The 22,355-nt window shown below is 44.9% G+C and carries 26 protein-coding genes and 1 riboswitch; of the genes, 21 read left to right on the plus strand and 5 right to left on the minus strand.

What is annotated here, in order from left to right; all coding sequences use genetic code 11:
- Window positions 1–187: 187 nt before the first annotated feature.
- The 6 genes from C6P39_RS20920 (at window position 188) to C6P39_RS20945 (ending at window position 6,599) form a co-directional block, all read left to right on the plus strand.
- Window positions 188–1,861, plus strand: coding sequence for a glutamine--tRNA ligase/YqeY domain fusion protein (locus tag C6P39_RS20920; protein WP_095175274.1), 1,674 nt, complete (start codon window positions 188–190; stop codon window positions 1,859–1,861).
- A 52-nt stretch (window positions 1,862–1,913) separates the two neighbouring features.
- The gene (gene pdxR / locus C6P39_RS20925) at window positions 1,914–3,398 is read left to right on the plus strand and encodes a MocR-like pyridoxine biosynthesis transcription factor PdxR (protein WP_104805069.1); all 1,485 of its coding nucleotides are present in this window, start codon (window positions 1,914–1,916) and stop codon (window positions 3,396–3,398) included.
- Window positions 3,399–3,488: 90 nt separating this feature from the next.
- Window positions 3,489–3,601: riboswitch (TPP riboswitch) on the plus strand.
- A 128-nt stretch (window positions 3,602–3,729) separates the two neighbouring features.
- On the plus strand, window positions 3,730–4,026 hold the full coding sequence (locus C6P39_RS20930; protein ID WP_095175276.1) for a thiamine-binding protein: 297 nt from the start codon (window positions 3,730–3,732) through the stop codon (window positions 4,024–4,026).
- Window positions 3,995–4,759 (plus strand): ABC transporter permease, encoded by a 765-nt coding sequence (locus C6P39_RS20935; RefSeq protein WP_095175277.1) that lies wholly within the window; start codon window positions 3,995–3,997, stop codon window positions 4,757–4,759. Before C6P39_RS20930 ends, C6P39_RS20935 begins: the two co-directional genes overlap by 32 nt.
- Window positions 4,760–4,784: 25 nt before the next feature.
- Window positions 4,785–5,828: an ABC transporter substrate-binding protein gene (locus C6P39_RS20940; protein WP_095175278.1), complete on the plus strand. Its 1,044-nt coding sequence runs from the start codon at window positions 4,785–4,787 to the stop codon at window positions 5,826–5,828.
- A 21-nt stretch (window positions 5,829–5,849) separates the two neighbouring features.
- Window positions 5,850–6,599, plus strand: coding sequence for an ABC transporter ATP-binding protein (locus C6P39_RS20945; RefSeq protein ID WP_104805070.1), 750 nt, complete (start codon window positions 5,850–5,852; stop codon window positions 6,597–6,599).
- A gap of 55 nt (window positions 6,600–6,654) precedes the next feature.
- Here the strand turns inward: C6P39_RS20945 and C6P39_RS20950 are convergent, their stop codons facing one another.
- Together C6P39_RS20950 and C6P39_RS20955 are read right to left on the minus strand one after the other, a co-directional pair.
- Entirely contained in the window at window positions 6,655–7,176 is a 522-nt protein-coding gene (locus C6P39_RS20950) for a hypothetical protein (protein WP_095175280.1), read from the minus strand.
- A gap of 88 nt (window positions 7,177–7,264) precedes the next feature.
- Window positions 7,265–8,068: a Cof-type HAD-IIB family hydrolase gene (locus tag C6P39_RS20955; protein ID WP_104805071.1), complete on the minus strand. Its 804-nt coding sequence runs from the start codon at window positions 8,066–8,068 to the stop codon at window positions 7,265–7,267.
- 266 nt (window positions 8,069–8,334) lie between these two features.
- Here C6P39_RS20955 and C6P39_RS20960 point away from each other — a divergent pair, with 266 nt between their 5' ends.
- From C6P39_RS20960 to C6P39_RS20985, 6 genes are all read left to right on the plus strand, one after another.
- Entirely contained in the window at window positions 8,335–8,928 is a 594-nt protein-coding gene (locus C6P39_RS20960) for a Maf family protein (RefSeq protein WP_104805072.1), read from the plus strand.
- The gene (locus C6P39_RS20965) at window positions 8,925–9,608 is read left to right on the plus strand and encodes an HAD family hydrolase (RefSeq protein ID WP_095175283.1); all 684 of its coding nucleotides are present in this window, start codon (window positions 8,925–8,927) and stop codon (window positions 9,606–9,608) included. Before C6P39_RS20960 ends, C6P39_RS20965 begins: the two co-directional genes overlap by 4 nt.
- Window positions 9,586–10,374 carry an HAD family hydrolase gene (locus C6P39_RS20970; protein ID WP_095175284.1) on the plus strand — a complete coding sequence of 263 codons (789 nt, stop codon included), beginning with the start codon at window positions 9,586–9,588 and terminating at the stop codon, window positions 10,372–10,374. The genes C6P39_RS20965 and C6P39_RS20970 overlap by 23 nt, the downstream gene beginning before the upstream one ends.
- A complete protein-coding gene (locus tag C6P39_RS20975; RefSeq protein WP_095175285.1) occupies window positions 10,371–10,634 on the plus strand; it encodes a glyoxalase in 264 nt (87 codons plus the stop codon). Before C6P39_RS20970 ends, C6P39_RS20975 begins: the two co-directional genes overlap by 4 nt.
- A 251-nt stretch (window positions 10,635–10,885) precedes the next feature.
- On the plus strand, window positions 10,886–12,253 hold the full coding sequence (locus C6P39_RS20980) for an aldehyde dehydrogenase (protein ID WP_104805073.1): 1,368 nt from the start codon (window positions 10,886–10,888) through the stop codon (window positions 12,251–12,253).
- Between the two features lie 53 nt (window positions 12,254–12,306).
- On the plus strand, window positions 12,307–12,957 hold the full coding sequence (locus tag C6P39_RS20985; protein ID WP_095175287.1) for a class I SAM-dependent methyltransferase: 651 nt from the start codon (window positions 12,307–12,309) through the stop codon (window positions 12,955–12,957).
- Between the two features lie 93 nt (window positions 12,958–13,050).
- Here the strand turns inward: C6P39_RS20985 and C6P39_RS20990 are convergent, their stop codons facing one another.
- Window positions 13,051–13,398: a tRNA-binding protein gene (locus C6P39_RS20990; protein WP_095175288.1), complete on the minus strand. Its 348-nt coding sequence runs from the start codon at window positions 13,396–13,398 to the stop codon at window positions 13,051–13,053.
- Window positions 13,399–13,648: 250 nt separating this feature from the next.
- On the opposite strand from C6P39_RS20990, the gene C6P39_RS28340 reads away from it, so the two are divergent.
- Window positions 13,649–14,086, plus strand: a complete 438-nt coding sequence (locus C6P39_RS28340) for a helix-turn-helix domain-containing protein (RefSeq protein ID WP_104805074.1) — start codon at window positions 13,649–13,651, stop codon at window positions 14,084–14,086.
- Between the two features lie 109 nt (window positions 14,087–14,195).
- Entirely contained in the window at window positions 14,196–14,564 is a 369-nt protein-coding gene (locus tag C6P39_RS21000; protein WP_104805075.1) for a DUF4180 domain-containing protein, read from the plus strand.
- A gap of 267 nt (window positions 14,565–14,831) precedes the next feature.
- Here the strand turns inward: C6P39_RS21000 and C6P39_RS21005 are convergent, their stop codons facing one another.
- The gene (locus tag C6P39_RS21005) at window positions 14,832–15,380 is read right to left on the minus strand and encodes a DUF6144 family protein (protein ID WP_104805076.1); all 549 of its coding nucleotides are present in this window, start codon (window positions 15,378–15,380) and stop codon (window positions 14,832–14,834) included.
- 173 nt (window positions 15,381–15,553) lie between these two features.
- Complete coding sequence (locus C6P39_RS21010; protein ID WP_095175298.1) at window positions 15,554–16,387, minus strand: AraC family transcriptional regulator; 834 nt, start codon at window positions 16,385–16,387, stop codon at window positions 15,554–15,556.
- 284 nt (window positions 16,388–16,671) lie between these two features.
- Here C6P39_RS21010 and C6P39_RS21015 point away from each other — a divergent pair, with 284 nt between their 5' ends.
- The 7 genes from C6P39_RS21015 (at window position 16,672) to C6P39_RS21050 (ending at window position 22,345) form a co-directional block, all read left to right on the plus strand.
- On the plus strand, window positions 16,672–17,181 hold the full coding sequence (locus C6P39_RS21015; RefSeq protein WP_278278006.1) for an AAA family ATPase: 510 nt from the start codon (window positions 16,672–16,674) through the stop codon (window positions 17,179–17,181).
- Between the two features lie 46 nt (window positions 17,182–17,227).
- Window positions 17,228–17,920, plus strand: coding sequence for an aspartate/glutamate racemase family protein (locus tag C6P39_RS21020; RefSeq protein ID WP_095175300.1), 693 nt, complete (start codon window positions 17,228–17,230; stop codon window positions 17,918–17,920).
- 22 nt (window positions 17,921–17,942) lie between these two features.
- Window positions 17,943–18,635: a flavodoxin family protein gene (locus C6P39_RS21025; RefSeq protein ID WP_167388475.1), complete on the plus strand. Its 693-nt coding sequence runs from the start codon at window positions 17,943–17,945 to the stop codon at window positions 18,633–18,635.
- Between the two features lie 111 nt (window positions 18,636–18,746).
- Entirely contained in the window at window positions 18,747–18,977 is a 231-nt protein-coding gene (locus C6P39_RS21030; RefSeq protein WP_158661649.1) for a hypothetical protein, read from the plus strand.
- Window positions 18,978–19,225: 248 nt separating this feature from the next.
- Window positions 19,226–21,307, plus strand: a complete 2,082-nt coding sequence (gene htpG / locus C6P39_RS21035) for a molecular chaperone HtpG (protein ID WP_104805079.1) — start codon at window positions 19,226–19,228, stop codon at window positions 21,305–21,307.
- Between the two features lie 502 nt (window positions 21,308–21,809).
- The gene (locus C6P39_RS21045) at window positions 21,810–22,127 is read left to right on the plus strand and encodes a DUF6442 family protein (protein WP_095175310.1); all 318 of its coding nucleotides are present in this window, start codon (window positions 21,810–21,812) and stop codon (window positions 22,125–22,127) included.
- Between the two features lie 11 nt (window positions 22,128–22,138).
- On the plus strand, window positions 22,139–22,345 hold the full coding sequence (locus tag C6P39_RS21050; RefSeq protein WP_095175311.1) for a helix-turn-helix transcriptional regulator: 207 nt from the start codon (window positions 22,139–22,141) through the stop codon (window positions 22,343–22,345).
- Window positions 22,346–22,355 lie beyond the last annotated feature (10 nt).

A 22,355-nucleotide genomic window follows, 5' to 3' on the forward strand; every position in this document is an offset into this window, starting at 1 on the left:
CGGCAGATTGGGCTTCCCCGGAAAAATAAGGCCGTTGTCAGGTTTTGGGCAGAAATTGCCTGAGAAAAAGCCTGACAACGGCCCTTTTAAATTTTTTCCTATAAAGCCTTTGAAAATTACCATTTTTATGGTAGTATATTTCTTAGACAAAAAATTACCATAAATATAGATGATGGAGGAACTGTAAGTGGAAAAGGAAACAGCAAAAGAAACCGTTTCTAAAAACTTTATTGAACAGATTATCGACAAGGATTTAGAGGAAGGAAAGTACGAGGAGATCTGTACCCGTTTTCCGCCGGAACCCAACGGATATCTGCATATCGGACATGCAAAATCCATCCTGCTCAACTACGGTCTGGCACAGAAGTATCACGGCAAATTCAACATGCGTTTTGATGATACCAACCCCACAAAAGAAAAAGTGGAGTTTGTGGAATCCATTAAAGCGGATATCAAATGGCTGGGAGCAGACTGGGAGGACCGTCTGTATTTTGCGTCCGATTATTTTGAACAGATGTATGAGGCAGCCGTTAAGCTGATCAAAAAAGGCAAGGCTTTTGTCTGTGACTTATCTGCAGAGGAGATCCGTGAATACAGGGGAACCCTCACGGAACCCGGCAAGGAAAGCCCATACAGGAACAGAAGCATGGAGGAGAACCTGGACCTGTTTGAGCGCATGAAAAACGGAGAGTTCGAGGACGGAAGCAAAGTGCTCCGCGCCAAGATTGATATGGCCTCCCCTAATATTAATATGAGAGATCCGGTCATCTACCGTGTGGCTCATATGACACATCACAATACCGGGGACAAATGGTGTATTTACCCCATGTACGATTTTGCCCATCCCATTGAGGATGCCATTGAGGGTGTGACCCACTCAATCTGTACTCTGGAATTTGAGGACCACCGTCCTCTTTACGACTGGGTTGTGAAGGAACTGGAATACCCGCATCCGCCCAAGCAGATCGAGTTCGCAAAACTGTACCTGACCAATGTGGTCACCGGAAAGCGTTATATCAAGAAACTGGTTGAGGACGGCATTGTGGACGGATGGGATGATCCCCGTCTGGTGTCTATTGCCGCTCTGCGAAGACGTGGATTTACACCGGAGTCCATCAAAATGTTTGTGGATCTCTGCGGCGTGTCAAAGGCCAACAGTTCCGTGGATTACGCTATGTTAGAATACTGCATCCGCGAGGACCTGAAGATGAAGAAACCTCGTATGATGGCAGTTTTGGACCCGCTGAAGCTGGTGATCGACAACTATCCGGAGGACCAGATCGAATATCTGGAAGTTGCCAACAACATGGAAAACCCGGAACTCGGCAGCAGAAAAGTACCTTTTGGAAGAGAACTGTATATTGAGCGTGAGGACTTCATGGAAGTACCGCCGAAAAAATACAAACGCCTCTATCCGGATAATGAAGTGCGCCTCATGAATGCTTACTTTGTAAAATGCACCGGATTTGAAAAGGACGAAAACGGCAATATAACTGTCGTTCACTGTACCTATGATCCGGAGTCAAAGGGAGGAAATTCCCCTGACGGCAGAAAAGTAAAAGGAACCATTCACTGGGTAGCCGGGAAAACCGCAGCAAAAGCGGAATGCCGCCTGTATGAAAATATTGTGGATGAGGAAAAGGGTGTCTATAACAAAGAGGACGGAAGCCTGAACTTAAATCCCAACTCCCTGGTGGTATTGAAAGACTGTTATGTGGAGCCGGCACTGGCCGAGGCCCAGGCGTATGACAGCTTCCAGTTTGTGAGAAACGGCTTTTTCTGTGCTGACTGTCATGATTCCAAACCGGGAGAGCCGGTCTTTAACAGGATTGTTTCTTTGAAAAGTTCCTTTAAATTATAGAAAATATGTGTGCATATTTTCTATCGCTCAATCATGGATCAGAGAAAAAAGAATGAACGATTTGATTATTTCATTGGATACCAAGGCGGGAGCGCCTTTGTACGAACAGATATGTGAATATTTTAAGCAGGAAATCCAGGAAGGACGGCTTGCCGCAGGAATGCGGCTGCCGTCCTCCCGCGCACTTGCGGGAAATCTGTCTGTGAGCAGGAGCACCGTGGATTTGGCCTACGACCAGCTGGTCTCAGAGGGATATATTGAGGCGGTCCCGTGCAAGGGATATTTTGTATGCGATATTGAAGGGCTTTATTACGGCACGGGCAGAAGAGAGAAAACGTGTGAGACAGGAAGAAAAGCATGGTCTGACAACCCTCAAAAAGGCGGCAGCGCGGGCATGGGGGAGGAACGAAAGGCAGAGACGGACAGGGCTAAATATGCGTACGATTTTGCCCTGAACGGAATTGCCCCCGGCAGTTTTCCCCACAATGCATGGCGGAAATTGTCGCGGCAGGTCTTGACAGATGCACAGGATGCGCTCTTCGCACTGGGGGATCCCTGCGGGGAATTGTCCCTTAGACAGGCTGTCTCTGCGTATCTCTATCAGGCCAGGGGTGTCCACTGCGAACCGGAGCAGATCCTTGTGGGGGCGGGGAATGATTATCTTTTGATGCTGCTCTGCACCATTCTCGGGAAAGACAGAAAAATTGCCATGGAGAACCCTACATACAGAAGTGCCTGGCATGACTTTGGGCATATGGGATTTGAGAGGTGCATCGTAAACCGGGACACACAGGGAATTGATGTACATGATCTGGAGCAGACCGGAGCGGATATGGTCTATGTCATGCCCTCCCACCAGTTTCCCATGGGGACGGTCATGCCCCTGAAACGCCGCCTGTCGCTTCTGAAATGGGCCGGGAGGGGAGACCGCTACATCATCGAAGATGACTATGACAGTGAATTCCGTTACAAAGGAAAGCCCATACCTGCCTTACAGGGATTTGATAAGGAAGAGCGGGTCATCTATCTTGGTACTTTCTCAAAGTCTATTGCACCCTCCATCCGGATCAGTTATATGGTACTGCCAAAGAAACTGATGCAGCGGTATCTGAGCGGGGAGAATCCCTTCTCCGTCACGGTTTCCAGGGCGGATCAGAGGATCCTTGAGCTTTTTTTGAGGGAAGGCTATTACGAGCGGCATTTAAACAGAATGCGCAGTCTCTATAAAGGAAAACATGATCTGCTCCTGCACTGGCTGAAAGAGGGCTTGGGAAACGTATGCACCTGTTCCGGTGAAAATGCGGGGGTCCATCTGTTGGTACATTTTAAAAACGGATCATCCGAACAGGAAGCAGTGGAAAGGGCAGCAAAAGCCGGTGTCAGAGTTTACGGATTGTCCGAATTCCTGGTCTGCGGTAAGGCACCTCAAATGCCGGCAACGGTTCTTCTGGGATATGCCACCATGTCGGAGGAAGACTTGGAGGAAGGCATGAAAAGGCTTGTGAAAGCCTGGAATGGAAGAGAAAAGAGTTACTGAGAACGGAGTGGTTACTGTACACGGAGTGAACAGTAACATTAAAAAGCCGGAGGATTGGCTTGACAATTATTTTACAATGAAGTACACTTGAGAAGACAACAGGGGAGCTGGAGAGAAGTCCGGCTGAGAGTAAAACCGTAATCGTTTTTCACCCTTAACCTGATCCGGGTAATGCCGGCGTAGGGAGCATAAGAGAGGCACTGCAGGCCAGTGCGCATTCGTTCTGATAACCAGCTCCTGTTCAGGTAAAACCTGCCGGGAGCTTTTATATTGTAAAAAACCCTGCAGACAAAAAGTGAAACTTATAAGGATTCTAAGGAGGAAAAGAAAAATGAATGCAAGTGTAGCAATCCAGACATTGCCGGAGGCAAAGAATGACGAGGAATTGATCCGTATTGTGGACGAGGTGATTGATTATATTAAGAGTACAGGGCTGAACTACTATGTAGGGCCTTTTGAGACAGCCATTGAGGGTGACTATGATGAACTGATGGATATTGTAAAAGAGTGCCAGCATATTGCAGTCCGTGCAGGTGCGCCTTCCGTTGCGGCCTATATCAAAGTGTCTTATAAGCCAGAAGGAGATGTGCTGACCATTGAGAAAAAAGTTACAAAGCATCACCAGTAAGCTGTGGGCAGCAACCGCCCTTTTTGCGATCCTGCTCATCTGGCAGATCGTCTCCATGGCAGGTCTGGTTCCCAACTTTATGCTTCCCTCGCCGCTGCAGGTACTGAAAGCTTTTGGCAGTGAGTTTCCATTGCTTATGGAAAATTCCGGGGTTACGCTTCTTGAGGCGGCAGCGGGACTGCTCTGCGGTGTGGCTTTTGGGTTTATCATGGCGGTCCTCATGGATCGTTTTGAAAAACTTTACAAAGCCTTTTATCCGCTGATCGTCATCACCCAGACTGTGCCCACAGTAGCCATAGCACCGCTTCTTGTGCTGTGGTTTGGGTATGAGATGCTGCCAAAGGTTATCCTGATCGTAATTGTGACCTTCTTCCCTATCACCATAGGGCTTCTGGAAGGCTTCCGTTCTGCGGATAAGGACATGATGAATCTTTTAAAAAGCATGGGGGCAGGCAATTTTCAAATATTCAGATATATTAAAATGCCCGGTGCCATGGGACGTTTTTTTGCCAGTCTCCGTATTTCCGCTTCCTATTCTGTTGTGGGTGCGGTTATCTCAGAGTGGCTGGGTGGGTTTTCCGGGCTTGGTGTGTATATGATCCGTGTGAAAAAGGCGTTTGCTTTTGATAAGATGTTTGCGGTTATTTTTCTGATATCCATTATCAGCCTTCTTCTTATGAAGCTGGTGGATATCCTGCAGAAAAAATGCATGCCCTGGGAAAAGGCAAAATAAGACAGAAAAGAGAGGACAATAGAGGATGAAAAAGAAGATCTTGGCGGCTTTCCTTGCCGTCTGCATGCTCACATCCATGACTGCCTGCGGCAGCAGTGAGGACAAAGGAAACAAGGATTCTGCCGCAGAAAATACAGGGGATAAAGACAGCGGTTCAGAGGAGCTGGAAAAGCTTACTTTCGTGCTGGACTGGACGCCTAATACGAACCATACCGGACTTTATGTGGCAAAAGAGAAAGGCTATTTTGAAAAAGAAGGTCTCGATGTGGAGATCGTACAGCCCCCGGAGGACGGCGCGGACGCTCTGGTGGCATCAGGAAAGGCACAGTTTGGTGTCTCTTTCCAGGACAGTATGGCTCCGGGTGTGGCAGGTGAAAATGCGCTGCCAAGCACAGCGGTAGCTGCACTGATCCAGCATAATACATCCGGTATCATATCCAGAAAAGGAGAGGGGCTGGATACCCCCAAAGGCCTGGAAGGAAAGAAATACGCAACCTGGGATGGACCGATCGAGAAAGCTATGGTGCAGAATGTGGTGGAAAAAGACGGCGGGGATTTCTCCAAGGTGGAGATGATCCCAAGCACGGTCACAGACGAAGTATCTGCCCTGAAATCAAAATCCGTGGATGCTATCTGGATCTTCTACGCATGGGCAGGTATTGCCACAGAGGTTGCAGACCTGGAGACGGATTATTTTGCATTTAAGGATATCAATCCGGTATTTGATTACTATACACCGGTTGTGATCGCCAACAATGATTTCCTGGAAAAAGAGCCGGATACGGCAAAGGCATTTTTAAGAGCATTGAAGCAGGGCTATGAGGAGGCCATTGAAGACCCGGACGGGGCAGCGGATATTCTTCTGGAAGCTTCCCCGGAACTGGATGAAAAACTGGTGAAGGCCAGCCAGGAATACTTAAAAGACCAGTATAAAGCGGAAGTCGGTCAGTGGGGTTATATAGACCCGGCCAGATGGAATGCCTTCTATAGCTGGCTGAATGAAAGCGGGTTGTCAGAGGCAGAGATTCCGGAAAACGCGGGATTTTCCAATGACTATCTGCCGGAATAAAACAAAGCTCCGGAGGTAAATATGGCAGAATTAAAGGTTTCAAATGTAAGTAAATCCTTTGACGGAGTAAAAATTCTGGAGGATATTACCATTGCCCTTCATGACCAGGAACTGGTATGCCTTTTAGGGGTCAGCGGCGGCGGAAAGACTACCCTTTTTAATGTGATCTCCGGGCTGGAAAAACCGGAAGAGGGGCATATATATCTGGATGGAAAGGAGATTACGGGCTGTCCCGGAAATGTAAGCTATATGCTGCAGAAGGACATGCTCCTCCCGTACCGCACCATTGAGGATAATGTGGCCCTTTCTCTTCTCATAAAAGGGGAGAAGAAAAAGGCCGCAAGGGAAAAAGTGCAGCCTTATTTTAAGGAATTCGGCCTGGAGGGAACACAGAAGAAATATCCGGGGCAGCTCTCAGGCGGTATGCGCCAGAGGGCAGCCCTTCTAAGGACCTACCTGTTTTCCCGAAAACTGGCCCTTCTGGATGAGCCGTTTTCGGCCCTTGATACCTTGACAAAGAGTGCCATGCATAAATGGTACCTTCAGGTGATGGAACAGATTCATCTGTCCACGATCTTTATCACTCATGATATTGATGAGGCCATATTATTGTCAGACAGGATCTATCTGCTCACCGGTAAACCGGGACGGATCACGCAGGAAATTCGTATCCGGGAACCACGTCCAAGGCCGGGTGATTTTAATCTGTCAGAGGAATTTCTGCACTACAAACGGCAGATATTGGAAAATCTTGATGCCGGTCAGGAGTAAAATAAAAGAAAGAGCCCCCGGGATTTGGCTTGTGCAAGTCACCGGGGGTTCTGTGTTATTCTGTTTTCTCTGTATTCTCAGAACTGCTGTTTTCCATGGCTTTTTTTGCGTTTTCCATTCTTGCTTTCAGGTCCTCAGATACCTGTTCCACGCTTTTTTCCACAGCGTCTTTTACGTCCTTGGCGGTTTCAGCAGCGCCGTCTTTGGCAGTTTCGGCAGCGTCTTTTAAGTCCTCTTTTACATCCTCTGCAACGTCTTTTACATCTTCTGCCAGATCATCCAGATCCATGTCATCATCCTCGAAGATGTCCTCATCGTCCAGGTCATCCAGGATGTCATCTGTATGTTCTTTTACTTTATTCACTGTCTCTTCTACGGTTTTTTCTACTTTTTCTTTCAGCTTGCTTGCTACATTTTTAGCAGATGCAGCGGTTTCCTTTACATTGTCCTGGAAATCGGCGAAATCTTCTTCCAGATCAGGATCTTCTTCTTTCTGTTTCTTTAAATAATAAAATGCCGCACCTGCAGCCGCACCGATTACACTAAATCCCAATAATTTTTTTCCAAAGCTACCCATATTAATCCCTTTCCTTTCAAATGACTATTTTTAGTATTACCATTATAATACTTTTTAACAGAATATTGGAAGACCTATTTTATAAATTTTACATGAACTTTTCGATGATTTCAGCCACTCCGCCCTGGTTATTGTCCAGTATGGTGATATGATCCGCATGGTCTTTGGCCTCCTGGGTGCCGTTTTTCATGCAGACCGCAAAGCCTGCAGCATCCAGCATGGACAGGTCATTTTCAGCGTCTCCTATACCGATGGTCTGTTCTATGGGCACATGCAGATACTGACAGAGCCAGCGGATGGCAGCGCCTTTCGATACACCCTCCATAACGTGTTCCAGGTAATACTCACTGGAGAAGAAAATGGAGACCTTTCCCTTTGCCCAGGGAAGCATAAAATCCCGGTATGCCTCGTGTTTTTTTCTGTCATCCAGACACGAAGTCAGCACTTTGACAGGCTCCTCTTTGAGGTGTTCCAGAAGGTTCGGATCAACCCGTACTTCCATCTGGGAGGACCAGTGATACTGGGCGGCCTCCGGCCTGTCTTTGGGGGTGACAACGTAATCTCCCTCGTAGGTCTGGCAGTAAAGGTCAAAACGTGCAGCCTGCTCAAAAATGTATTTCACGTAGGACATGGGCATGGTGTTTTGACAGAGGATATCACCGCTGCAGCAATCGTAGATCATGCCTCCGTTGTAGAGAATGGCATAGCACCCCTTCTGATTCAGCCCCAGTCTGTCCACAAATTTTTTTGCGGAAAAATAGGAGCGCCCGGTGCAGATCACCACAGCATTTCCTTTTGAAAGGGTTTGTTTTACGGCTGCGGAGTTGACTTCGGGAATCTGTTTTTCATCGTTGAGCAGTGTGCCGTCCAGGTCAGTAAAAAGTATTTTCATAAATAGCTCCTCTAATTCTGTGTTAAGCAATGGCAAGTGGCTTTCCTGGTGTCTATTATATCCTATATCTCCGGGTTTTTAAAGGGGAAATAAGTTTTGACAGGCACAGGGGAGTTTTTGCCTGTACCTTTTAAATAGTTTCTGGTAAAATAATATCAGATTTTGCAGAACCAAGGAGAAAAATTTGGCAAAAAATTATATTGCGTGGAAGAGGGAGAGACGCTATACTTAAAAAAGTATTGAGAGGAAGGAAGCAGGGAATAAATATGAAAAAAATAATATTAGCCAGTGCTTCTCCAAGACGCAGGGAACTGTTGGAGCAGATTGGGGCATCCTTTGATGTATGCCCTAGCAATGCGGAGGAGATCATAACATCCAGTCTGCCCCAGGAGGTGGTACAGGATTTATCCCGCTGTAAGGGCAGAGAGGTTTTTGAAAAGACATGCGGGGATGTGCTGGTGATCGGAGCAGATACCGTGGTGGCTTTTCAGGATTCCATTCTGGGAAAACCTGCGGATGAATGTATGGCCAGGGACATGCTCGGGCGACTACAGGGCAATACCCACCAGGTATACACGGGCGTGACCCTTCTTTTGCGGCAGAATGGTGCTGAGACAGAAAAGAGCTTTTTTGAAAAGACAGAGGTTGTTTTTTATCCCATGTCTGAGCAGGAAATTGACGCCTATGTGAGGACCGGGGAGCCAATGGACAAGGCAGGTGCCTATGGAATCCAGGGCAGATCCGCAGTCTTTGTGGAGAAGATAGACGGTGACTACAGCAATGTGGTGGGCCTTCCTCTGGCCAGGCTCTATCAGGAGTTAAAGCATATGGGAATAGACATAAAGGAGTGGCATTCATGATTCGGGCATGTATATTTGATTTGGACGGAACCATAGCGGACACGGTGGAATCCATCGGTGTAGTAGGAAACAGGCTTCTTTGTCATTATGGACTCCCCAAGCGGCAGATCCGGGAGTATAATTATTTTGCAGGGGATGGGGCCGATGAACTGGTGAAGCGGATCCTAAAAGCTTCCGGCGGTACGGAAACGGTGGATTATGAGGAGGCAAAAGCACTCTACAGGAAATGGTTTGAAGAGGACCCTTTTTACCATGTAAAACCATTTGACGGTATTGTGGAGCTGCTTGAAGCGCTGAAAGCGGAGGGGATATCTATTGCCGTATTTTCCAACAAGCCTCATCACGCAGCCGTGGATGTTGTGAAGCGGATCTTTGGTGAAGGGCTGTTCGATGAAGTACAGGGACAGACAAAAGAAGTTCCAAGAAAACCGTCCCCGGTTGGCGCGCTGGCTATTGCGGGCAGGCTTGGGGTCACACCCAAGGAATGTCTGTATCTGGGGGATACCAATACGGATATGGATACGGGGAAGGCCGCGGGAATGTTTACAATAGGCGTTACATGGGGATTCCGTCCCAGAAAAGAGCTGGAAGAGCATCAGGCTAAGAAAATAGTGGACAGACCGGAAGAGGTGCTGGCATTTGTGAAGGAGAGAAACCATGCTGAAACTCATTGCCAGTGATCTGGACGGAACGCTTCTGCAGGGCACAAGGGAAATTTCCCGGGAAGCGGTAGAGATGATCAAAAAACTATCCGGAATGGGTATCTTATTTGCCGCAGCCAGCGGAAGGCAGTATCCGAATCTGCGCAGGTTATTTGCGCCCGTGAAGGATGAGATCGCATATATTTGTGAAAATGGGGCACTTGTGGTCTATCAGGGCAGAGTCCTACATAAAGATGTGTTTGACAGGACATTAGGAGATGAGATACTGGAGAGCATTCTTAAGAAGGAAAGCGCGGAGGCTCTGGTCTCCGGTGAGAGCACATGTTATATCCAGCCAAAGCAAGCCTCTTTTTATGACCATATCGCTAATTTTGTAAAAAATGATGTGACTCTTATGGATGATATTTTCCGTATAGAGGAACCATACCTGAAGATATCGGTGTATGAGGAGGCCGGGGTGGAGGAGATCTATCCTTACTGGAAAGAAAAATTCGGGGAGAGAGCCACTGTTGTGACTTCCGGATTTGCCTGGCTGGATATGATGCCAAAAGGCGCGGATAAGGGAAACGCCATGCAGATACTGCAGCAGAGCCTGAATATCAGACCGGAGGAGTGCGCAGCCTTCGGTGACAATTATAATGATCTGGAGATGCTTTCCAGGGTAAAGTACAGCTATGCCGCAGGTGATGCAAAAGAGGCAGTGAAAAAGGCGTGCAGAGCAGAAACAAAACGGGTGGAAACCGTTTTAAATAAAATAATCATTAAAGGAGGATATGTAGAATGAACGAATTCAGTGATGAATGCTTACTCACATTTTTACAGAATCAGGGGCAGTTGTTTGCCGAGCCGGTGGCGGAGACTGTGGAGGAGGCTGAGGCCTTTCTGGAAGACTGCATGGCTGTTGTGGTTGATTCTATTGAGGAAGTCAGGGAGTATTTTGAGGAAAACGGGATGGATGTGGATGGAATGTCCCTGGACGAGATCGAGGAGGCAAGTGAGGTGTTTTCACTGCCTAACGGGCAGTATTTGATCGTGGAGGGATAAAGATGGAGTATTGCGAAACGGCAGTGGGAAGCTGCGGGATCGTGATGCTGGTGAGAATGGAATTCATGTAATGCAGAAAGCCGGAAAAGGGAGAAAAGTGTGCCTTTTTCGGCTTTTTTATTTTATTAGGATGAAGGCGGACGGAAGAGAGGGACGGTGAGCCGGGGAATGGACAGGAATGGACAGGGGTGCCTTGTTCTTTTTGGGGAAATGTATTACAATAGGGAAAAGCGCGGAAAAGAGGAATGTGTATGGAAATAGATGAACTGGTGCGGGGGCAGAGGAGGTTTTTTGAGAAGGGATGTACGAAATCTTTGGCGTTTCGGATGCAGGCTTTGGAACGTTTGGAGAGGACTGTGAAGAGGTATGAAGGGGAGATACGGCAGGCATTGTATCAGGATCTGCATAAATCTTCTTTTGAATCTTATATGACGGAGACAGGGTTGGTCTTGAGTGAGCTGGCTTTTGTGAAGAAGCATTTGAAGGGGTGGATGAGGGAGAAAACAGTGCATACACCTTTGGCGCAGTTTCCGGCCAGGAGCTTTGTAACGCATGAACCTTTCGGGGTGGTGCTGGTGATGGCGCCGTGGAATTATCCTTTTATGCTTTGTATGGACCCGCTGATCGGGGCGATCGCTGCCGGGAATTGCTGTATTCTGAAGCCGTCCGGATATGCGAAGCATGTGTCGGCAGTGATCGCTAAGATGATTCGTGAGACATTTCCGCCGGAATTTGCTGCAGTGGTGGAAGGGGGACGGGAGGAGAATCAGGAGCTTTTGGAACAGCGGTTTGATTATATATTTTTTACAGGCGGTGTGACAGTTGGCAGGCTGGTGATGGAAAAGGCGGCCAGGTATCTGACGCCGGTTACACTGGAACTTGGAGGGAAGAGTCCTTGTATTGTGGACCATACGGCTAATCTGAAAATGGCGGCAAAAAGACTGGTGTTCGGCAAATATCTAAACAGCGGGCAGACGTGTGTGGCGCCGGATTACCTGCTTGTGCAGGAGGATGTAAAAGAGGAATTTTTGGTTTATGTGAAGCATTTTATCAGACAGATGTTTGGGGAAGAGCCATTAAAAAATCCGGATTATCCGCGGATGATCAATGAAAAGCATTACCACAGGGTGATGGGACTGCTTAAGGATGAGAAAGCTGAGACGGGCGGTTATGGGGATGAGGAGCACAGGCAGATCGCGCCTACGGTATTGACCGGTATTGCGGAAGATTCTCCTGTGATGCAGGAGGAGATCTTTGGCCCAGTGCTTCCGGTACTCACCTTCGGAGAGATAGAAGAAGCGATAAAGTTTGTAAAAGAGAGGGAGAAGCCACTGGCTTTGTATCTTTTTACAAGGGATGCGAAGACGGAAAAAAGGGTTCTCAGGAATCTTTCTTTTGGCGGGGGCTGTATCAACGATACGATCATTCATCTGGCTACTCCTCATATGGGTTTCGGGGGAGTGGGCGGAAGTGGTATGGGAAGTTATCACGGGAAAGAAAGTTTTGACACCTTCAGCCACAAAAAGAGTGTGGTGAAGAAGTCGGATAGGATAGATTTGCCTATTCGTTATCAGCCTTATACAAAGGGGAAAGAATGGCTGCTCCGCAGATTTTTATAATGGTTTAAACAGCGGATGCAGTCCGCGGCAATGAAGGAAAGGGGAAACATGAGATGTCAAAAAAACCATCAGACAATGAATATTTCTGGAACAGGAGATCCAGAGTTTACGACGACCAGGTGTGGAAGGTATATAAAAAAGCCTATAAAAAGACAGTGAAGCGTACACTGCCGTACCTGAATGAGGAGGCAAAGGTCCTGGATTTCGGATGCGGGACAGGCAATACCACCATTCCAATCTCACAGAAGGTGAGGGAGATCGTGGCGATCGATACATCAGAGGAGATGATGGAGCAAGCCGTGCAGAAGGCAGCAAGGGAAGCGTGTCACAATATCACGTTCTGTCACACGGATATGATGAATTTCAGCGGGGAACCGGGCAGTTTTGACGTGGTAACCGCTTTTAATGTGCTTTTATATCTGCAGGACAGGGATGAAGTGCTGGAAAAGATATGGTCTCTTTTGAAGCCCGGCGGGGTGTTTATATCCGCTACAGACTGTCTGGGCAGGAACTTTTCAAAAGATTCCATTAAAAAGTTTGTGAAAAGCAAACTACACCTGATGCCCTATGTTGCTTTTGACACGCCCATTGGCCTAATGCGTAAAATTCAGAAAAAGGGATTTCTGGTGCTGGAGATCGTTAATCTTCACAAAAATCCGCCAAATATCTTTATCGTGGCGCAGAAAATTGAAAACGAGGATTAAGTGTGGCAGAGACAGCCGGTTCGTTTAAGGATGGACCGGCTGCAGCTGCCTCGTTTTTATATTTGCAGGAAATCATGTATCCTCCGGTACATATTATCCAACTCTCGTACCGTTTGGTACAGGCTTTTCGGGCATTGCAAGTACAGGGATAATTCCGTCCTCGTAACCGATATCCCATAACATACCGTGAGATTCTATGCCGAACATCTCCCGTGGTGCTAAATTGACCACAAACAATGCCTGCTTACCTTCTACTTCCTTGGGATTTTCCCGTTCCTTTTTCATACCAACAAGTATGGTTCTTTTAAATGCACCAAAATCGACAGTCATTTTAATGAGTCTGTCTGATGCAGGTACATCTTCAACCGTTTCTATGGTTCCTACTCTGATATCTATTTTATCTAAATCCTTTATCTTGATTTCTGCTTTGATTTCTTTCATGCGGATGACCTCCCATTTTCTCCTTAGATTTCTTAAAAGTATAACAGAGCAAATACGAAAAGGAAAGAGGTGTTTTCCCTGAGGGTATACTGCGTGATGCAGGATCTTGCATCTTCAACTTTGTTGAAGAGGATTGATTGAAAGCATGAAAAGGGGGAAGTCTATAGACCCAGAGAGGTAAAATAAGGTTGACAAATTCCTTAATATAACTTATAATTCCATAAAAAAGAATAATAAGGAATAAAAAGGAATGGAAAAGTATTATACAGTCGAACAAATAGCAGAGCTGCTTGCCCTGCACCCTAAAACAATTCAAAGATATATCCGTGAAGGAAGACTGAAGGCTCATAAGGTTGGAAAAAGTTGGCGTGTGACAGGCCATGACTTAAGTGTATTTACTGAAAATGTTGGTTTGACAGGCGCAGAAGCGGCTGATATCAGCAAAAACAGAGTTTCCATTTCCTGTGTTGCGGATATTACGGTCAGTGACAACGGGGAAGGGATGCAGCTTGTCAATCTACTTACAGCATCTTTGAACTGCAAACCGAAAGAGTATGGAAAATCCACAATGTATGCTCAATTTTTAGAACATGAAAATAAAGTTAGAGTTACACTATGGGGAAATCTTCGCTTTATACAGGAAATGTTAGAATTTATCTCTGTTGTAACAGGACAGACTGTGGAATGATCCCAGCGATCAGAGATAGTGAAATCCTGTTTTGACCGGGTCCCCTCCAATGATCAATGCCCCTTATGCGGGCATTATAATGATTTTCAGACACATAAAGGAGTTTATAATGAATATTACACGAAAAGGAACACACAAAAACATTGCAGTGGTCCAAAATGACAGTTTAATCATTACGGATTTACAATCCGCTTTAGATTTCGCAATGACAATCCGCTACGATACGGGGGCGTCTAATCTGGTGATCCCCAAAGAATGCGTAACCGAAGATTTTTTTGCTTTGTCAACAAAACTTGCAGGGGAAATTCTTCAGAAATATGTAAATTATGGTATAAAGCTTGCCATTATCGGTGATTTTTCCGGTTACACCAGTAAAGCTCTCCATGATTTTATTTATGAAAGCAATAAAGGGAAGGATTTCTTTTTTGTTCCCGATGTGGAAGAAGCGATTAAAAAAATGGAAAGCGGCATGGAATAGTACGAAGATAACCAGGTTTCTGTTCTATTATAGCTTAGTTTTTCTTGCTAATAGCAGTTAGTCTGTATGATGATACGCCATCTGTCAGGTGGTCAAGGGCGTATCAGCATTCAGACTAACTGTTTTCATTTTATGGAAAGACATAGCAAAAGTTCAAGTTTTTAAATTGTTGGTAAAGTATGACCGAACAGCTTCTACGGTCGCTTCCATTCATAAACAGATTTTGGAGACTATATCCGTTCTTGCATCAATTGCCATGGACTTATGTTATTGCCAGAGTGGGTTATGGAGAATGATCTTCATAAGGCATATATCATGGCCCATCTTTATACTTTTTAGTAATTCCACATCCGCAGTGCAGGCAAACGCTTTTTCAAAAAGGACTTTACTGTAACCGGTAGTGCACTGGCACCATGTATTTGTCTCTAATCTATCCACTTCTGCAAGCATAGGGCAGGGGCAGAAATCAAACCGCAGATAGAGTTCCCCGTCTTTGCAAAAAAGCCCGGCAGCCTCAGCTTTCTTTGAATTTGCAAATTCTTCTATGCTTGATGCACCGGACATCAGCTCTCTTACAAGCGCAAGCTTTTCCTCCATCCCGTAACCACATTGGCAGTTCATGCGTATTTTTTTTATCGTTTGACGGTCAAAACGGTTTTCCAATCGGTTCATTGCAGATTTTACCCAATCAGCATTACTTTCTCCATTTGCGGACCGCTCTTTGCCGTACACGACTTCATTGGCTGCATCTGCATTGCTTTCTGCCAGGACAGAATTGTAAATTACATTCTCTTGAATTTTCCTTATATCAAACATAGTTTTCTCCTTTTTCTTTCATTTGATGGATGAGACAGACTTCTATTATTTCTGATTATGAATATCATTTTCATCTGACGGCATAAAAAATGACTCTCTTTCTTTATAGAAGTATTTCTTGGTACTTCTGATTATAGAAAGAAAGTCACTTGTTGACTTCTGAATTCTTGCTTTTATGAAACGGGTATGCATAAATCCATGACAACCTGATGGCAGCCTCGGTCAATATGGCGATAAATATTTAAACCATACCGTTTTGCCATTTTATAACCGCTCCCCGGCAGCCAAACGTTGAAAACTCCTTGCAATGTCTCGAAAATGTCCTTGATCTCTCCTTGGAAATGATACACGATCCATTTGCCGCCATTTATCCACATGACATTATCAAGCGTGCAGTCCTGCCCAACTGTCATACAAATATCGCAGATACATTGAGAAGCGTTTGTAATAGCAGGATCATTAAAAAAACGTTCTGCCAGAATGGTCCTCTCATTCATAAACGCTTTATACTTATCTAAAAAGAGATACCAGTTTTTTTCAATGTCCACATAATTTCCGATAAAACGTTCATAGATCACAAAAAGGTCAGGGGACTCTTGGATTTCGATTTGGGCAGCATATTCCTCCGCAGTTTTAAAGTGAGCCGTTCGTGCAGGGGAAAAAGGAACAGGCATACTATGAGTTGGGATTGACTGCCGAAACATAGAAGGAGAAGTATCATGGTGTTTTCTGAATACAGAACTATAATTGGAAGAACTATATCCGTAATCTAATCCGATGTCAGTTACTGTTTTCATTGGATTTAGTTTCATATCAATTGCGCTTTGGTCAATTTTACAGCGTTTAATAAATGCATAGATGCTTTCACCGGTTTCTTCCTTAAATATCCGGCTAAAATGATATTTTGAGATATAAAACTGAGCAGATATGGAATCAAGTGATAAATCATCATCTAAATGCTGTATTATATGATCAATAATCTGATCAACAAGTTTTTTTCTGTCCATATATATTTTTACCTGTGTGTATTTCATACTTTACATTAGGCGGCTTATTACATTTTGATTGTAGGGTTTCTCCGGTATGGTGTCAACACAAAACGGTGTGGTATTGTTTCCCATAGAAATTTGCATTGCGCCCTTAAGGGGCGTATAATAAAAACTGAATCTGTTCTGTTCACCGGTCGAAAGCAAAGAACTTTTGTGCAGCGATATGGAAAATGCCAGGTCTGCTAAAAAGTGACGGTGGATAGAGATCAGGAAACGGAGAGATATGAATGGGAACAGGGATTATGATATGCGGCTTAAATGGTGCCGGAAAGAGTACACTGGGAAAAGCGTTGGCAGAGAAACTGGGTTTTCATTTTATTGATAATGAAGATTTGTTTTTTCCAAAAACAGACGCTCATTATATTTATGCATCGCCACGATCCCGTGAAGAAGTGGAAAAACTTCTGCTGCATGAGATCAGTACACACGAAAACTTTGTCTTTGTCGCTGTGAAAGGGGATTACGGGAAAGATATCCTACCGTTTTATCAATATGCAGTGGTCATTGACGTACCAAAAAATATTCGGCTGCAAAGGGTGAAAAATCGTTCTTTTCAAAAATTCGGCAGCAGAATGCTGTCCGGTGGAACTTTATATGAACAGGAACGTGCATTTTTTGATATGGTCAGATCCAGAACAGAGGATGAGGTTGAAGAATGGGTACAAGCCTTGCGCTGTCCTGTCATACATGTGGATGGGACCTTGCCCGTTGAAGAAAATATAAATAGCATCATAGAGCGGCTGCATAGCTGAATATACTTTTTAAAGCCGGAAAATAAGAGGTTAAGGAGTGCCTGAAATGAAAACGATCGGACTAATTGGCGGAATGAGCTGGGAGAGCACAGTTCCGTATTATCGAATCATAAACGAAGAAGTGAAAAATAGACTTGGAGGACTTCATTCTGCGAAAATCATTCTTTATAGCGTAGAATTTGATGAAATTGAAAAATGTCAGTCAAGCGGTGACTGGAAAAAGAGCGGAGATATACTTGGCAAAGCGGCGCAGGGGTTGGAAGCAGCCGGTGCTGACTTTATTTTGATCTGTACAAATACCATGCACAAAGTAGTTCCTCAGATATCATCAATGATACATATTCCTATCATACATATAGCCGATGCCACAGCAGAAGAACTTGAAAAATGTCATATTCAGAGAGTGGGTTTATTAGGAACCAAATACACTATGACACAAGAGTTTTATAAGCAAAAGCTGATAGACAGAGGCATAGATGTAATAATACCGGAGGAAGAGGATATTGATACGGTCAATGCGATCATCTTCCGTGAACTTTGCATAGGGGAGATCAGGAAGGAATCCCGCAAAAAATTCCAAAAGATCATTGATAGGCTGAAGGACAAGGGAGCGGACGGTGTCATCCTCGGATGTACTGAAATTGGACTCCTCATTCATCCGTCTGACTCTTCACTGCCTGTTTTTGATACAACTCTGATCCATGCAAAACGAGCAGTTGAGACAGCGTTAGAAAGTTAAAATTTAAATGGAGGATTCGGCAGTGAATATAACGATCGTACATGGACAGAGTCATAAAGGTTCAACTTATCATATTGCAAAAATACTTTCCGAAAAGTTGAAAGGTGAGGTTACGGAATTTTTTCTGCCGAGGGATTTTCGCTCTTTTTGCGTGGGGTGCACCAATTGTTTTGAGAAATCTGAAACGTTATGTCCTCATTACGAAAGTCTGAAGCCCATTACAGAAGCCCTGGATAACGCCGATGTGATCATTTTGGCCAGCCCTGTATATGTTTTTCACGCTACAGGCGCCATGAAGGTCTTTTTAGACCATTATGGCTATAGATGGCTGGTACATCGTCCAGAAGAAAAAATGTTTCACAAGCAGGCAGTCTGTATTTCAACAGCAGCAGGCGGAGGCATGAGGAGTACGAATAAGGATATGGCAGACAGTACATTCTTTTGGGGAATTGGAAAGACCTATAAATATGGGGAAGCGGTTAAGGAAGTCTCATGGAATCGGGTTGACGACAAGATAAAACACCGTATTGAAAAGAAAACTTCATCTCTGGCTCGAAAGATCAGAAAAAATTATGGCAATGTCAGACCCTCTTTAAAAACAAAGGCATTCTTTGGTGTTATGAGACATGTACAAAAAAACGGCTGGAATGAGGCAGACGCAGATTACTGGCGTGAAAAAGGATGGACGGGTAAAAAACGTCCGTGGAAAAAGTAAAAGAGAGGCAGCTCCCGCCGGAGTGTAAAATGTTTAAGGAAGAGGTGATATGAGATTACCAGAAGATTATGGCTTTTATGCGGATCGTTATTTTTTGCAATGGCTGTCCTTATGGGCTGTAATGATCATAAACAGCCAGACGCTGACAATACATGGATCCTGTTTCAAGACAGATGGGTCGAACGGGCGGCTCTTTCCGATGAAACCATAGAATGGCTTACGTGGTATAATGGACTTTCAGAAGAAGAGCAATTATCAATCAGTTATCTTCCGGCTGACCTTTTGGAAGAATGTGGACTTACTCAGACAGAAGACAGTGAGGCAGATACCTGCAGTGATTAAAATTGAGAGGGCGCGGGCAACAGCCTGCCAACCGGACAACCTTAAAAATTGAGTCTGTGTCGGATCAATCTATGTATGCAAAAAGAAAGGGAAGAACACAATGTTAGCACTCGCTTGAAACGAGTGCTAATTTTCTCTTGACTTTTTCACGAATGGGTATTAATATTGTTTTTAGCAGCAGAAACCGGAGTATGGTTTTCTGTAATAAATAACAAGAATACAGAGAAAAGGCAAAGGAGATGCATATCATGGCTAACAAGCGTGGTAATTTATCAATCAATAGCGACAATATTTTTCCGATCATTAAGAAATGGTTGTATTCCGACCATGACATTTTCTTCCGTGAGATGATTTCCAACGGATGTGATGCCATCACCAAACTGAAAAAATTAGAGGTTATGGGTGAGTACACATTCCCGGAAGGACATAAGAACAGAATTGAAGTGATCGTGAATCCGGAAGAAAAGACTCTGAAATTTATCGACACCGGACTTGGCATGACTGCTGATGAGGTGGAAGAATATATCACTCAGATCGCATTTTCAGGCGCAACAGAGTTTCTGGAGAAATACAAAGACAAGACAAACGAGGACCAGATCATCGGCCATTTCGGTCTGGGATTCTACTCCGCTTTTATGGTAGCTGACGAAGTGCACATTGATACACTTTCCTACAAAGAGGATTCCGTACCGGTACACTGGGAATGTGACGGCGGCACAGAGTATGAGATTGGTGAGGGCAGCCGTACAGAGGTTGGTACGGAGATCACCCTTTTCCTCAATGAAGATGCTCTGGAGTTTGCCAATGAATACCGTGCAAGAGAAATTATTGAGAAATACTGTTCCTTCATGCCGGTTGAGATCTTCCTGTCCAAAGCTAACGCAGAGCAGGAATATGAGACCATTGACGAGGCGGACCTGAAAGAGGATGATGTAATTGTAGAGCATATCCACGAGGAGGCCAAGACAGAGGAGAAGGAAAACGAGAACGGTGAAAAAGAAATCGTTGAGGTGTCACCGGCTCAGGACAAAGTAAAGATCAATAAACGCCCGGTATCTTTAAGCGATACCCATCCGCTGTGGACAAAACATCCCAATGACTGCACAGACGAGGAGTACAAAGAGTTCTACAGAAAAGTATTTATGGATTACAAGGAGCCTCTGTTCTGGATCCATCTGAACATGGATTATCCGTTCAACCTGAAAGGTATCCTGTATTTCCCGAAAATCAACATGGAATATGAATCCATTGAGGGAACCATCAAGCTGTACAACAACCAGGTGTTCATTGCGGACAATATTAAGGAAGTGATCCCTGAATTCTTAATGCTGTTAAAGGGTGTGATCGACTGCCCGGACCTGCCTCTGAACGTATCCAGAAGTGCGCTGCAGAACGACGGATTTGTAAAGAAAATCTCTGAGTATATCAGCAAAAAGGTAGCTGACAAGCTGTCCGGCATGTGCAAGACAGACAGGGAAAATTATGAAAAATACTGGGATGATATCAGCCCATTTATCAAATTTGGCTGCTTAAAGGATACAAAATTCTCAGAGAGAATGATGGATTATATCCTGTATAAGAATATCGACGGCAAGTATCTGACTCTGGAGGACTGCATCAAAGCCAATGAAAAACCGGAAGAGGTCAAAGAGGCTGAGGAAACTGTAGTTGAGGAAACAAAAGAGGAGACTGCAGAGGACGGCAAGAAAGACGAAGAAGAGAAAGAACCGGAGAAGACAAATATTTACTATGTGACAGATGAAGTACAGCAGAGCCAGTACATTAATATGTTCAGGGAAGAGGGCCAGGATGCTGTCATCATGAAGCACAATATTGACTCCCCGTTTATCTCCCATGTAGAGCAGATCAAAGAAAATGTGAGATTCCTTCGCATTGATGCGGATATCAATGACTCTGTAAAAGAAGATGACGCAGCAGCGCTTGAGGAGGAGACAAAGACACTTTCAGAACTGTTCAAGAAGGTGCTGAATAAAGAGAACCTGACCGTCAAAGTGGAAAAACTGAAAAATGAAAATGTTTCTTCCATGATGACAGTTTCAGAGGAAAGCCGCCGTATGCAGGAAATGATGAAAATGTATAATATGTACGGCATGGACCCGTCCATGTTCGGCGGACAGGAGACTCTGATACTGAATGCCAATAATAAGCTGGTACAGTATGTTCTGGACAACGGAGATACAGATAATACAAAAGTAATCTGTGAACAGCTCTATGATCTGGCTGTACTGAGCCACAGACAGCTTACACCTGAAGAAATGACAAAATTTGTGGCACGCAGCAATGACATTATGATGATGCTGGCAAAATAAGAAACAGAGTGTAGAACTAAGAGGAACGAGCATAGTGCAGTTGTAAAAATGATTTTTTACAGCTGCACTTTTTTGCGTTCACAGCAGCAGCTGTTTGCCAGTTACTGTACACAGGCCACTATACGGGAGGCGTTTTCATGCCGGAAGCATGAAAATCCCGAGGCAGCCAGCGCGATATGGAGCAGAATGCTCCATATTTGTGCATCGCGAAGCGTGTTACTGGACACGGAGTGTACAGTAACGTTTGCCAGTTACTGTACACAGGCCACTGTACCGGGAGGCGTTTTCATGCCGGAAGCATGAAAATCCCGAGGCAGCCAGCGCGATATGGAGCAGAATGCTCCATATTTGTGCATCACGAAGCGTGTTACTGGGCATGGGGTGTACAGTAACGTTTGCCAGATGTCTGCAAAGAAAACTTGGCAAAAAGTGTTGACAAGAAAACTTGGCATGTTATAATATAGATGACAAGAAAACTTGGCAAAGAGAGGATGGTGCTGTAATGGAGAAAAAGGAAGTTTTAGAGCGGGCCAGGAACAAAAAGAAAGGCTCCATGGATGAATGGGAAATGCAGGTCACGCAGAAAGGATTCAGCTTTGTGCTGATGGGGATCCTTTTGGTGACTTTGGCGCTGATGATCGTAAAAATTGTGGCGGGACAGCCCTGGAGTGATGTGTACTGCATATTTTTTGTGAGTATGGGGATTCATTATCTGTATAACGGTGTGAAGCTTCACAAGAGATTTGAGACAGGACTGGGAATTGTGTCAGCGCTGGCTGCCGTGCTGCTGTTTGTGGGTTATATCAGTGAGATCTTTTAGGTGGGCTGAAGATGGACGATGAATTGATTTTAAAAAACCGCCTGAAGGAAGCCAGAAGTGAGAAAAAACTGTCCCAGAACCAGTTGGCGGAGATGGTGGGAGTGTCCAGAAACACCATCAGCTCCATTGAGACGGGACAGTTTAATCCAACAGCAAAACTGGCACTGATCTTATGCATTGCACTGGACAAGAAATTCGAGGACTTATTTTATTTTTGAGGGAGATATA

Origin of the sequence: Blautia marasmi, assembly GCF_900258535.1 — a bacterium.
Classification (GTDB): Bacteria; Bacillota; Clostridia; order Lachnospirales; family Lachnospiraceae; genus Blautia; species Blautia hominis.